Consider the following 14,017-nt stretch of genomic DNA (forward strand, 5'->3'; position numbering starts at 1 on the left):
AATGTAACAAATAAACGCCTGAATTGCTAGGTTCAGGCGTTTTCGTTATTGGCTTTTACTTCCAGTTTTTGATAATTTCGCTTATCTTTTCAAAGGAGGTTTCTCCGCCGCCGGTACTTCGGTATACGATGGTTCCGTTAGGATCCACGAGGATCTTTGTTGAAAATCCAGTGACATTCAGACGCAGTACATAATTGTTGCTTCCTTTGTCGTTCAATATATGCGCCCAGTTGAGGTTGTGCTGCTCGATGGCTTTTCGCCAGCTGTCATTTTTATCGGACGCAATGCCCAGCACACGCAGTTGATCGGGGTAGCTGTCTCTCAATTTTTTCAGATCAGGGACATCGGCCATACATGGGCCACACCATGAGCCCCAAAAATCGATGAGGTAAAATTTCCCCTTCCAGCTGTTGGAGTCAAACACCTGTCCGTCATATGTATTCCTGGTTTTTATCTGGAATATGGACTTGCCTACATCATATTTACTTCCCGCTACACGGTTCTTTAAAATCGTATAGAACGGGGAGCTTTGGTACGCCTTCGCTACAGTAGGTAATAGAGCCTCCACTGTCTCGATCGTCACAATCTCCCTGATCAGCATATCTTCCAGGTAATAGAGTCCGGCTATTGACGAAATATTCTTCTTTAAAAAGTCCTTCAAGTATTTTTCGGCTTCGGAATCGATCCGTTCTTGTTCGGCTTCAAGACGCTTTTTGAGCGCTTCTTCTACCGTATCTTTTGCCAGTTTCAGTTCAATGTTTGCCGATTTATTCAACAAGGGGTGATAGCCCTTATTGAGTTTACTGATGACATCATTTTCTTTATCCCCACTCGGATATACTTCAGCAAAATCAGACAGCTTTCCTTTCAGTAATATTTTACCACCCGGCATGGCGACAAACCAGATGGATTGGCTTTTGACAGGAATGTAACCTCGGTCGACACGCTTATAAAGCGATTCGGTCGGAAGGGTTAGGCGTATGATCAGCGGTACGGAAGTGGTATCCTGATAGTATATCTGTCCATTTTTAGTGCTGCCTTTTTTAAAAGCCACATCTGATATCCCATTCCAGATGGTCATGTTGTAGGTACTATCCTTCAAGTCGGTAATCTTGGAGGTCACTGTAAAGGTTTTGACCTGTCCGAAGCTATATAGGCAGCTCGCTATCAACAGGCTTATTGTGATTACTATATTTTTGAATTTCATGACGTAATGTATAATCGTATTTCATGTTTTAATAAGGATTCTGCTGGATCTGTCCCTTGCTGGCATCGATCTCCACACCGTTGATCGGTACGACCAAATGCTTACTTTCGAGGGTATAAATTTGGGGTGTAGAGAGGTCAACTCCTGTTCTATTGACTTGGTAAAAGTCTCTCTTTACGGTAATATTATCCGCAGCGTAGTCGTTGACACTAAATCGGCGTATATCGTACCATCGCATCACAAAAGGAAGTTCACGGCGTCTTTCAGCCAGCACCTGTTTAATCGCTTCATCCTTGTTAGCTGCCGTAAGTGCACTATAGGTGGACATCCGTTTTTGACGTAGGGTATTGACCGCCAACAAGGCATTCTGAACATCTCCCTGACGAGCCAGCACCTCGGCTTTATTAAGAAGCATCTCGGCTCTCGTCGGACCTGAAACTAAGATGCTCCCGTCGGTAAACATGGTGTACCGATACGCAGCTGGTGTCACGACATTGAAACGCCGGCCGCCATTCGGAATCATCAGATGCTTGTAACGGAGATCGTTGGTCTGATCGTACAGCGCTACCAGTGCGTTACTCGGCAGATACCATTGTTCACCGGTATATTGATAACGGCTGTAGTAAAGCTCGCTCCAATAGAGATATTTCGCGGCATTCCAGTCGTTTAATTGACTGTACCGGAGCGTTGCCGCTGGATTGCTGTAAGAGACGCTTCTGCCCGGAAGTATGGTATTATAGTCCACTAAACTTACGGTAGCCGACTCCAGTGCCTTGTTTGATTCGGCTAAACTCTTATCGTAGTCACCCGTAAATAAATAGTACCGGCTCATGAAAGCTGAAATAGCTTTCTGGCTTACCCGCCAGGTCTTTCTAGGATCGACATCGGCTTCAGCCACTTTCTTTGCTGCTTCGATATCTGCCAGAATGAAATCGTAAGTTTCCTGAAGTGTGGCCCGTTTTAGCGATTCTTCGTAATCTACGGTACGCTTTAACGGCAGTCCTAAACTATTCATATTCGCCGCAGCATAAGGCGCACAATAGTTATTGACTAAGATCCAATAAGACATCGCCCGGATAAAATGGGCATCCGCTTTAACCCTTCGGCGACTGGCTTCATCACCGCTAACCAGGTCGATATTTTTTAAAATGACATTTGCGGTGAAAATCTTTTTGAATTCTCCAGTCCACAGCTCGTCAGTAGCGAGGTTTTCAATACCCGCTGTAGATGACACATAACGCTGAAGACTATTGACTGTAAAAGCCGTGACGTTATTTTTATACAGCTCCTTGCTGATCTCCGTATCGTCGGTCGAATAGGTAGCCGTAAAGTTAGTTTCTTTCGAAAACTCGGTAGCATTATTGACCAAAGCTTCTAACTGCTCCACGGTTTTGATACTAGCCTGTTTCTTGGGCTCTTCGGATAGGTATTTTTTGCAGCTTGCGGTCGTCAGTATGGTAGCGGCAAACCCGATATATAGGAACACTCTCATGTTTTTCTGTTATTAAAATTGAAAATTAATACCGAATGTATAGCTCTGTGCAGGTCGCATCGTACCTGGTAGCCAATCGGGATTGTACCCTTTCGCATTAGCATGCCAGATCAGGCCAAGGTCACGCGCCTGTACAAATAGATTGACATGGTTTAATCGGATGGCTTCTGTCCACCGGTTAGACAACTTGTATCCCAAACTAAGCTCTTTTAACTCGATATAGGACGACTTTTCCACCTGGCTGCTTAGCGCCTCACTGTAGCGATCCCAAAGGTAGAGGTTAGGCTCATCAGGAAGTGCAAATCCTGGAATATTAGGATTCCCCGCCAGCACTTCATTCACATATTTATTGACAAAAGTCTTATCAGACCCTACGAGTGCTGCATAGTTAAATACAGGATTACGGTATACACTACCCATCTTGCCCAATAGGATACACATGATGTTAAAATTACCGAGTTGTAACGTATTGGTCCAGCCGAGTGTATGTGGTGGTACGCTAGTACCCATGTAATGCAGGAATGGAAGTCCCAAACCTCGATTGTACAGCGACACATCATTGAAACTCTGCTGACTATTGTTCGGTCCGGCGACATGCGGTACTCCATTGATCATACCGACGTAGTCAAAAGCATAAATAGAACCTACGGGGCGGCCTTCAACAAAAGCCCCATTGATCATTTGGTAAGTATACAATGAGGGGTTATAGAGCTGGTCTATATTATTTGCGTTAAAAGCATAATTGATATTCGTCTGATAAAGTATGTTTTTGCTTATTTCGACACGCGTACCCAGTGCAATTTCGAACCCTTTATTGGTGATTTCGGCATTATTGAATTTTTGGATTTGCGTTCCAGTTGCTGTAGGCAGCGCGATCTGCCCAATGATACCAGAGCCCTTTTTGCGGTATAGATCCAACGAACCAAATAGCAGGCCCTTATATAGGGAGAAGTCGACTCCAAGGTTGGTTGACGCTGTCTTTTCCCAACGTAGGCTAGGATTACCATTATCAGCAATGGTTGCGGTAATGGTGCCTGTTGATGTATTTAGACTGCCGCCTACATTGAGTAATGTCGCCGTAGAGGTCGAATTTTCCATATTCCCATTTTTACCATAGGTCAGGCGCATTTCAAGTCGGTCTATACCTTCTTGCGAAGTCATAAAGTTTTCCTTCGCGACATTCCATTTAGCTCCTATTGACCATAATGGTGACCACCGTAGTTTGGGATCGTCTGTGATGAAATTCGAGGCATCACTTCGTATACTTCCAGATAGCGTATAGCGGCTCAGGTAGGTGTAAGCCGCATTTCCGTAGAGTGACACAAATTTGTTTTTTTGCCACTTAAACGTTGTATTACCTCCAGGAATAGTGGTCGGGTAACCTTCAAAATCGGTAAATTGGTCTACCGAACTCCCATAACCATAAGGTGGTGTAGTCGCCTGAAGCTTGTCTTTGTAATAGCCGTACACGGTCGGATTGATGGTTCCGTTAGTCAAGTATTGCGACACTTCAATACCGGCAATGGCCGAGATCTGATGGTCGGAACCGAACGTCCGGTCAAAATTCAATTGGTTCCTAAAGACAAAACTTTGTATATCCTCCGCCCCCAATTCCTCGTCATTGGAGCCATCTTCATACTGTCTAATGCCACGTCTCAAAATCCCGCCTTTAGGGATATAAGCTTTACCTACGGTCTTTGTATCATCGTCATACTGCGTTTTTCTATTCACCAGACTGCGTACATAGAAGGTACTTTCATCATACATACGCTGCCGGTCTATCTTATTGCGCTCGTATTGGAATTTGGTATCGAAGGTAAGCCCTGGAATGATCTTGAGGTTAAGGCCCGTCTGTATACGGGCATTGATGCGCTCGTCAGTAAACTCTCGGCCACGCACTTCGCGCAATAAGTTGTACGACCAGTCGGCATAAGTGAATTTTTCAGTCGGAATCAGACTAAGCTGTTCACGGTTGTAGGTTTTTAGATTGACCCCATAACTACCATCTTCGTTCAAGAGCAGTTCATAAGGCGATAATTGCGCGATCTCCTCAAGGGTAGCGCCCCCATACTGCTGTTTTTTGTATTGTAGGTTGGCGCCTAAGTTAAACTGCAAAAAAGAGGTAATCTTAAAATCATTGTTGAAATTTAAATTAAAACGGTCATAACCGTTTTTCTGAAAGGCACCTTTGTTTTTTTCATAGAGAACAGAGGTGTAGTTCCGTACACGCTGATTGCCGGCCTGCAGATTGATATTGTATTGATTCAGTAGGGCATTTTGCGTGAGCAAATCCCGGAGCTGCCCGCGATTATCAATCTTGCTCAATCGGTCTAGTTCGGCGTTCATGTCGGCTGTAGACATTTTACCGTATTGATTGGCATATAATGCTTCCTGCGCTAATGTCAATGAGTTCGCTATGTCACCAAACGAACCCGCATAGGGATAAAAGGCCCAGTTGTTTTCATAAGCCTTACGTTCGTAGGCAACATGATCGGCCGAATTGGCTTGTGTAAGGATGTAGTTTAGGTCTGGTCTTCGCGCTATCCTAGAAAATGCACTTCCCTGGATGATAAGTTTATTATCGGTTTTAGCTTTTTTGGTGACAATAACAATAACGCCATTGGCGGCACGTGCTCCCCAGATGGATGCCGCAGCGGCGTCTTTCAGTACAGTGACAGATTCGACGTCATTGGGATTGATATCCGAGAAGTTGCTACTCGATATGGGGAAACCATCCACCACGACCAGTGGTTTACTATCGGCATATAGGGTGCTATTGCCCCGGATCAGAAAGTCTACACTACCGTCTTCATTTTCCTTGGCTTGCATACCCGCTACCGTACCTTGCAGTGCACTGGAAAGGTTGGATGCAGGACGCCTGGCCAATACCGATTGCCCGACCTGGCTGAAGGCCCCTGTAGCACGCTCTTTCGAAATCGTCTGATAACCTGTACTCACCGTGATATCGACACCTTCCAGTGTTGACAAACTTGCCGTAAGCTGGATTAGCCCCATGGATTCTTTGGCTTTGAGCGTGAGGGGTTCATAACCCACGTAAGAAACCAAAATCATTGCCTCTTTATCGGATACCCGTAGGCTGAATGAGCCGTCTTTATCCGTTTTTGTCATCACCTCGCTGTGGATTACGCGCACAGAGGCATCCGATAGACTTTCACCCCGCTCATTGACCACTCTGCCGCTGATGACGATTTGCTGATTAGCGGTCATCACCTCAGTCTTTGGCTTTAATGCGATAATATCGGTATCAATTCGATACGTAATGTTGGTATTTTTGAAGAGCTGATTTAGGACGTCAACCAGCGGCGCGTCTTTTACGGTGAGGCTGAGACCATTGACTTTTTTGATTAGTGCAGCATCGCCAATAAAATCGTAACCACTTTGTTGACGGATTTTATTGATAATAAGTTCTAAAGAAGCATTTTTTTCCTTTAGCGTTATTTTTTGAGCAAAGCCACTTGCATATACCTGACACAGGCCAAATGTCAGCAGCACAAGAATAAGTTTCATCACGACGAGCGTTTTATAGAGGATATAGACAGGAGTCCCCCTCCATTTTTCAAGGTAAAAATTCATACATTTGAGTAATTTGGGTTAGATGCTATTGTTAGTTGTTGGAATTAATGATTGGGACCCAAAAATCGACCGGATGTGTTCGCAGCACATTCGGTTTTTTTTGTGACCCAATTTTTAGTTTTTCACTAGGGCGGGTGTTTCATGATGTTGGTTTTTCGATAGGTTTAGTTATTATTCTGTTGATCTAGGGGGTGACGGTGATTTTTCTTCCCGTTCGTTTAAATTTAACATCAGCGACGGCCTCCAATGCACGCAGTACGGCGGAAAGGTTGCGCGATCGGGATACGGTCCCAATATAGGTCTTATTGGACGGCGTCTTTTCATAGGTAAATTCCACATCGTACCAGCGCGCTATCTTATTGAGAATGCTGCCTAAGGTTTCGTTATCGAAATTAAAGTAGCCATTCTTCCAGGCTACCGCATGCTCGGTATTGCTCTGGGCGAGCTGGATCTGTTTCGTATCTTCCTTAACGGTACTTTGTTGACCAGGCTTTAGCAAAACCGACTTGCTGTCATCAACATTATTTACTTTAACAGCACCTTCTAAAAGTGTGGTTACGGTGGCTTCGGATGTGTAAGCAGATAGATTGAAATGTGTACCCAGCACCTCTATCGTCTGCTGTTGACTGCGTACTTTAAAAGGTTGTTTTTTATTGTGGGCGACTTCAAAATAGGCTTCACCAGTCAATTCCACCACGCGCTCCTTGCCCTCAAATCTGGACGGGAATTTTAAAGAGGAATAGGCATTAAGCCATACCTTGGTACCGTCTGCCAGTACGATATTGTATGTTCCCGTCTTGGGGGTTTGTAGGGTACGAACTGTGGGCGCTTCGGATAAGGAAGAAGTAGGGTCACCCTGAAGCAATTCTGGACCGTCAGCATACCTGATCTGTGCCCCCACGATGATGGTATTCCGGCGCTCACTTAACTGGATAGCGCTCCCATCACCGCTCAACAAAACAGCTTTATGACCTCCCGGCTGAATATCAGCCTGCTGCCAAACCGGGTGCGCTATAGGTTCCTTAGTAGACTCTCTACTAAAGAAATAGCTGACGCCCAATACGAAGATTAAAGACGCTGCAACTGCACTTATTTTAAACAGCTGATTCTTCCTTCTTATCCGTTTGACATTATCGTAGATATTGACCTCAATTCTGCTCTTCACCTCGTCTTGTATACGCTTTATATCCGCTAAATTGGCCGTATATTGGCTTTCCTTAAGCTGTTGAAGATGCCAGGTTTCAACCCAAGATTTCTCTTCTTCAGAACAGGTGCCCAAACGGTAACGTTCAAGAATTTCTTTTGCGTTTTTACGCTCCATGATAACAAAGGTTAATACGTTGTTTTGTTATAGGTAGGTTAACGCGGAGAAAAGTAGTAGATGAAATTTAAAAAAAAGTAAAAAACAGTAAGGTTAATTTTGAACGCATGATTTTCAAGGCATTACTCACCTGCTTGCGAACCGTGTTTAGTGAAACATTGCGTTGTTTTGCAATTTCTTCATAGCTTTTTTCTTCCTGACGGCTCAGGATAAATATCTCCCGCATCTTTGGTGGAAGATTCATGATTTCTTTTTCGATCTGCTGTTGCAATTCTTTTTCGAGGAGGTAGTTGTCGGTCGAGTATTCGCCCTGATCCAAAAAATATTGTAGTGAATCGGCATAGCCCTTTCTCACTTTCTGCTTGTCCATGTAGTCAAATAGCTGGAACCGCACAGCCGCATAGATGTAAGAAGAAAAACTCCTATTTATTGCTAACGGAGTCTTTGACCAGAGGGACACAAATACGTCCTGAAGAAGATCCTTTACCACCTCCTCATCGGCTATGATTTTGCGGGCATAAATAAATAACAGCGGAAAATATCGCTCATATAGGACGCCAAACGCTTGTTCATCTTTTTCTAAAACAAGCGCAATCAACTCTTTATCCGATAAATCTGCGTAGCAATACATCTGTTATTCAGAACCTGAAATCAAACTTACATTAAAATTGACAAATTACAAATTCTCCCATTATGAATTCATGGGCTGCGAAAAAAGCCACATCTCCCGACGTGGCTTAAACTAAACATAAACATATGAACCACCACCTGATCTCGTGGTTTTAACATACTCTTAATTGATGTTCACATTAAATGTGAAGGTGGCCTGCACGGTTTTCGTACCCTCGTAGGTATATACCATGGCCTGCTTCACGGTATATTTCTTTCCTGCCGCCAGCACCGCCGGATATTGTCCGATCGAGAACGTTAGCGTACTGGCATTAAATTCCGAAAACAAACCCGCCGTGGCCCCCCATGTGGTGACAGCGCCGGCAGGCGTAAACCAATGTCCGTAGCCCGTAGCCGTCATGTTGGGATTTAAACTTCCATTTGGCTCTACCGCATAGAATTTAATTTTGCCGCTGCTCATCAAACCCGCCAGGTCTGCCGAAGCTATGCCAAAGGCCTCCCCTAGCTGGGCGGCGTTGACACTTACTTGTGTACCCGAATAGTTCTTCGCATCGGCAGCAAAGCTGACATCATAACTGAGTGCGATATCTTTGGGCTGACTGCTCACCGCATTGTATCCGGTAGCGTTTGTACCCTGAATGTTGATTTCGTAAGGCCATTGCTCATCGTTGCTGTCGTTATCATCCCAGGCATGCGGCTGGTAAACCGATGGAGCGCCCGTGACCACAAACCAGAGTTTGCTGCAATTGGCCGGAACAGTAAAGGTTGCTGTATTCTCTGTACCCTCCATCCGATCACCGTATACCCGCGTACCATCTTTCAGCAAGGCCACATAGCCGTAGCGCCACCCTGCACGGCTGGCATCCACCGCGTTGAACCCGGCAGCGTTTGGCAGGCCTTTAAAAGCTACCGAAACCTTTGTTCCCACGGCAGGTACGTCCAGCGGAATCACATTATACCCCGTCGTACCCGGACAGCGATCGTAAGTGACGCGGAGACTTCCATTGGACTGCCGTGTAAATTTGGTTGTCAGCTTACCGATATAATTTTTTCCATAATCCCGGATGCTGTTCAGGTCCCAGGTCACAAAGCGGGTGGCCGCATCGTAGATCTCATTGTTGAACTGCTTCACATCGATACCCGTGATACGCATGTAAGCCTGCACGGGATCTTCGGGTTTTAACGCCTCGCGCCAGATACGGCCGATCATATCGATGCCATGTTTGCTGGTCCAATACCAATGAATAAAATAGCTGGCATAGCGATATTTCTCGTGGTGAATATGGCGAAAGTAATTTTCTGTATAGACGGTAAAATCGTGGCCTGAGAACGCTTGATCCGGATAGGTCTGATAGGCCTGCCATTGCGCGGTCTGCTCCCAAAACCCATTACCGCTCGTTCCGCCATAGCCGTAACGAAAGCCATGGTCGCCTTTCAGATCAGCAAATACCTGGTACTGAAAACTGTGCCCGATCTCGTGCGCAATGACGGAACCCACCGGCTTACAGGTGGCCGGATTGATCCACAATGCCCCGATCAGATCGTCGTAACCGCCACCATAGGCCATCCATTCGGTCGTGTAATGTACAAAAATCATCATCTTGTACTTATCCAGATTGGATCGGTTGACCTTGCGTTCTGCAAACTTCAGGGTATTGACATTTAATGCGTAGAATTGCTCAGCTTTGGCCAAAAGATCATCAATATCCACCCGATATTCTTCCGGTACAGCGCTGGCATTGGGATCATTCTTTCCATAACTCGGTTCCCAAAAGACGATAAAATGCTCCGACTGGCGGCTGCGCGAGTAGGACCATTTACTGCCCTTATCGTTATAGTCCATCCCCGCAAATTCTTTGGGCTTATAGATCATCAACGAATCTGTCCCTACGGGCGTGGGCGGGGTGGTCGTCTCCTCTTCGACAGGAGGTTCTACCTCTTTTTTGCTGCATCCCAGCGACACTAACACCAATGCTGAGACCAGTGTCAGCAGCAGTCTATTCAATTTTATACTTTTCATCATTTGAACTATTTATAGGTAGAGATCAACTGTGTGTGATGGTCAAAAAACGGAAGCGCACGGTATAGGTACCGCTTCTGTAGTATTTGATGGTCGATACGGGATTGAGGTTACGCCCCAAGCTGTTCGCCGTACCCACAATACGGTAATAAGAAATGGGATCGCCCGACCAAAATTGCGTGCCCACATAGGTACCGTTCATGATGGGGTATACCAAGCCCGAAACATTCGGGTAGCGATACACCAAGCCCGTATCAGTAACTTCCTCCGGATAGTAAGGCGACCAATTTTTAAATGTAGGCCGGTCGCCACGCTTGATGACCTCCCCTTTTTTGGGGTTGAATGGCTTGCCGTTTTTATCTTCCCATACGTAGATGATTTTGTTTTCCCCTTCTGCCTCGTGCTCTACACTGATCTCATAGTCTGTATAGGGTAAAAAATTAGCCTCGGCACCGTAGTCCGAACTTGTGCACGACTTAAATAAAATATCCTCCTTTTTAGCACCGATGATATTAAAATCGAGGATACTCTTAAATTTTTTCTGTCCGGCAACATTGCTCACCTCCACATCGATGGTGTACTGCCCCGGGGTCACAAATTGGGTTGCCTGTGTAAATCCTACCCGGCCTCCCGTCGCATTGAGCATCATCGGTGGATATTTAGCCTTCCCAATTTTCGCATTTAATTGATCGAGGGTGGTATCCCGCCAGGTAACCTCGGCAAGGTAGGTGGATATCTCATGCTCTTTAGTAAACTCTGTGGTCACCTCACCCGTCTCCTTGTTTCGTACCGCCAGCAGATTCACGGTCAGCGGCGTGGTGCTTCCATTGGCCACAATGGCATCCGTGTATACCACAGCCCCCTGGTTGACCTGCAGGTTTTCCACATTATAACGCAAATTTTCATTTAAATAACCGACTTGGTCACTCTTGCAGGAATTCAATACCAACACCGATAATCCCGCTATGCCTATGATAAAACTTCGTTTTTTCATCTGTTTTATTTTTTCATTTGTGACAGAACCACCCGGTTGATTCCGCATTGCTCCGGAATCAACCTAGCTAGGTTCATAATTTATTTGATCTTAATGTTGAATACAAAAACAGCATTCAAATCGCCTTTAGTTTTGGACTTGTACACCAGCGATTGGCGGACCGTGTAAGTATTTCCCACTGTTGTTTGGCCCGGATACTGCAAAATATTAAAGGTCATTGTTGCGGTTGCCAGTTCCGATACAATGCGCGCATCTGTACCCCACGAGCAGGTTTTGCCACTGGCGTCAAACCAGTGCCCCGGTGCGTTGGCCGTACTGTTTGCATTTAAAGTACCATCGGGCTGCACGGCGTAGTAGGTGATATCTTTACCTACCAGCGCCGGTATTGCTCCACTTTCCACACCATAAAAGCGCGCTAATCGCGGAAGCAGCACATCTACTGTGGTACCTGTGTAGCCCGCTGCATCATATTTGATGCTCAAGTCGTAATTAAAGGTGAGCGTTGAACCCGCTTCCACAATTCTAGGCCCTGTGAGGATACGTGGCGTAAAATCACCGATAAACGTATGGGTGTTGGCCAATATATTCAGCGTGGTGCCCGAGGCTGTTTTTATGCCTGTTGTCTGACAGTATACCCGCATATCGGCCATGTCATCTTCTTTTACGGTAACGATACCGTCGGGACTGATCTGATCCGCTTCACCCCGTATTTTGACGTAGTATAAATTATAGACAGGCCCCGAAGACCAAAGGGGTTTGGGTTGCTTCTGCCTATGGTAGACAAATCCACTTATATTGGATGTATTCTTGATTGCCGTATACGCGGTGCTGGCCGTTGCCAGATCGTAAGGCGCCTCGTTGTAGATGTATGCCCTGACGGAATCTATTGGAATCTCGCTTAGAAACTGGTCAAAAGAATATTGCGCATTTTCATCCACAAACTTTACCGAGTCTGCCTTTTGCTTAAAATAGCGATTGACCGAATAATCCGAGGGCGCCCAAAACGTTTTGGCTTTGTTAATTTCATCCTTCAGTTTAAAATGGTCGATCACCAGCAACAAGGTATCGAACATCCCAGCGGGATGAGCGGCCAGGTAGTCGTAAGTAGACAGATTGACTTCGGCTTTATGGAGACCGTCGTCCGTCAGATAAGCCGCTTTCTTGCAACCGATCACTGTCAGTCCAAAAGCCAGCAGCAACGCTAATCGATATAAGGTTTTCATTTTTTTCAAGTTTAGTGGTTTACATATTGACAGTGCTCCAGTATGGTGTCTGAATGAGTGCAGGATTGGCCGACAATAACGAAGGGTCAAAAGGCCAAAAGTATTTCTTCGCATTAAACTGCGCCTGGTTCATTTTACTCTCCGGAAATTTATAGATGTTAAAATTCTTGTACAACCGCACCAGATCGTAATAGCGATGGCCTTCCAAAAACAGTTCGCGCGCCCGTTCACTAAAGATGGCCTCTTTAAGCGGTTCTTCGTTTTTATAGACCTGCAGTCCTGCTTGCGTCCGGATCTCATTTAGGATACTTTCAGCAGCACTGTTTTTGCCTGTTGCGGCCAGTCCCTCCGCCATCAGCAGCTTGATGTCTGAATACCGAAAGATGATGATGTTATTTTTAAATATGGCATTGTAATTTGAGGTATTACCCGAGTACTTTACATTTGCATATTTTGTACACAATGCATAGTTACCGCTATAAGCCACATCGAATACACTTTTAAAGCGCTTGTCGTTACTGTCTTTAAAGAGCGTTTTAAGGTAATCCTGACTGATTCTTAACATCGGATCTGTAAAATTCCGAAAATAAGGTCCCGCCAGTGAATAGTACCCTATCCCCCTATTAGTCCCTTCGTTTTCACCATTCTGGGCGATCTCGAAGATACCTTCATTGGATTTTCCCTGATAGATACCGCGGTAGTTGAGGCTGTCCCGTCCCACAAACGAATATTCGCCGCTTTCCAGTACCGATTTAGCCGCCGCTATGCAGTCGGCATATTCGCCTCTCCAGGCACTCAGGTGCGCCTGTAGGGCAAGTGCTGCACCCGTATTTGCACGCGTTGCAAAATCATTTTGGTCGATATTGCTCCATTTCAATAACGTTAGTGCCTTGGTTAAATCTGCCTGACTCTGATCCAGCACATCGCTCTCTTTTCGGGCAGGCAGATTGACCGCATCGATCGGCGCTACAGATTCGGTTATGATGGGCACCGTACCCCATACCCGCGCCATATAGAAATAAGCAAATGCGCGCACAAAATAAGCTTCGCCGATGTAATAATCGCGTACCGACACGTCGTTAAAAACATTTTCGTCCATCTTGGGCAGCCTTTGGATCACGCGGTTGGCCTGGTCTATGACCTGATAAAAGATATCATAGCGCCGCAGCTGATACACGGGCCGCCAAGTTTCCAACGCCGGTACGGATATATTGAGCTGCATGTTTACAAGCGGATTAATATCGACATCGGTCGAAGAAGATATTTCGTCCGACAGCAGATCGCCATATACATAATAGGCCATCCCATTGCCCTGGTTTAGGGCCTTCCGCAGCAGCGCATACATGGCATTGGTTGCACTATTGGCATCTTCCTGCGTTTTCCAGAAGTTCTCATCTGTTGCCGAACTCACAGGCTCAATGTCCAGAAACTTGGAGCAGCCCGAAGCGAGATACATGAAAGCACTCAGCACTAAAAACAATATTTTTCTTTTCATCTCTAATTAATTTTAAGCCACCGTTATGCGATGGAACTGAC

At 45.6% G+C, this 14,017-nt stretch carries 9 protein-coding genes; all 9 read right to left on the bottom strand.

Features of this window, described 5'->3' with window-relative positions; genetic code table 11:
- Positions 1 to 55 precede the first annotated feature (55 nt).
- Positions 56 to 1,207 (bottom strand): thioredoxin-like domain-containing protein, encoded by a 1,152-nt coding sequence (locus tag B2W36_RS05670; protein WP_293886771.1) that lies wholly within the window; start codon positions 1,205 to 1,207, stop codon positions 56 to 58.
- 28 nt (positions 1,208 to 1,235) lie between these two features.
- Positions 1,236 to 2,699 (bottom strand): RagB/SusD family nutrient uptake outer membrane protein, encoded by a 1,464-nt coding sequence (locus B2W36_RS05675; protein WP_293886773.1) that lies wholly within the window; start codon positions 2,697 to 2,699, stop codon positions 1,236 to 1,238.
- A 12-nt stretch (positions 2,700 to 2,711) separates the two neighbouring features.
- Complete coding sequence (locus B2W36_RS05680; RefSeq protein ID WP_293886775.1) at positions 2,712 to 6,293, bottom strand: SusC/RagA family TonB-linked outer membrane protein; 3,582 nt, start codon at positions 6,291 to 6,293, stop codon at positions 2,712 to 2,714.
- A 184-nt stretch (positions 6,294 to 6,477) separates the two neighbouring features.
- The gene (locus B2W36_RS05685) at positions 6,478 to 7,614 is read right to left on the bottom strand and encodes a FecR family protein (protein WP_293886777.1); all 1,137 of its coding nucleotides are present in this window, start codon (positions 7,612 to 7,614) and stop codon (positions 6,478 to 6,480) included.
- Between the two features lie 67 nt (positions 7,615 to 7,681).
- Positions 7,682 to 8,245: an RNA polymerase sigma factor gene (locus B2W36_RS05690; RefSeq protein ID WP_209576228.1), complete on the bottom strand. Its 564-nt coding sequence runs from the start codon at positions 8,243 to 8,245 to the stop codon at positions 7,682 to 7,684.
- 162 nt (positions 8,246 to 8,407) lie between these two features.
- Entirely contained in the window at positions 8,408 to 10,267 is a 1,860-nt protein-coding gene (locus B2W36_RS05695) for a DUF4859 domain-containing protein (RefSeq protein ID WP_293886781.1), read from the bottom strand.
- 22 nt (positions 10,268 to 10,289) lie between these two features.
- Positions 10,290 to 11,258 (bottom strand): hypothetical protein, encoded by a 969-nt coding sequence (locus tag B2W36_RS05700; RefSeq protein ID WP_293886783.1) that lies wholly within the window; start codon positions 11,256 to 11,258, stop codon positions 10,290 to 10,292.
- Positions 11,259 to 11,338: 80 nt separating this feature from the next.
- Positions 11,339 to 12,481 carry a DUF4859 domain-containing protein gene (locus B2W36_RS05705; protein WP_293886784.1) on the bottom strand — a complete coding sequence of 381 codons (1,143 nt, stop codon included), beginning with the start codon at positions 12,479 to 12,481 and terminating at the stop codon, positions 11,339 to 11,341.
- Positions 12,482 to 12,500: 19 nt separating this feature from the next.
- On the bottom strand, positions 12,501 to 13,976 hold the full coding sequence (locus B2W36_RS05710) for a RagB/SusD family nutrient uptake outer membrane protein (RefSeq protein WP_293886786.1): 1,476 nt from the start codon (positions 13,974 to 13,976) through the stop codon (positions 12,501 to 12,503).
- Between the last annotated feature and the right edge of the window lie 41 nt (positions 13,977 to 14,017).

The sequence above is a fragment of the Sphingobacterium sp. UBA3549 genome, from assembly GCF_002376635.1.
GTDB lineage: Bacteria > Bacteroidota > Bacteroidia > Sphingobacteriales > Sphingobacteriaceae > Sphingobacterium.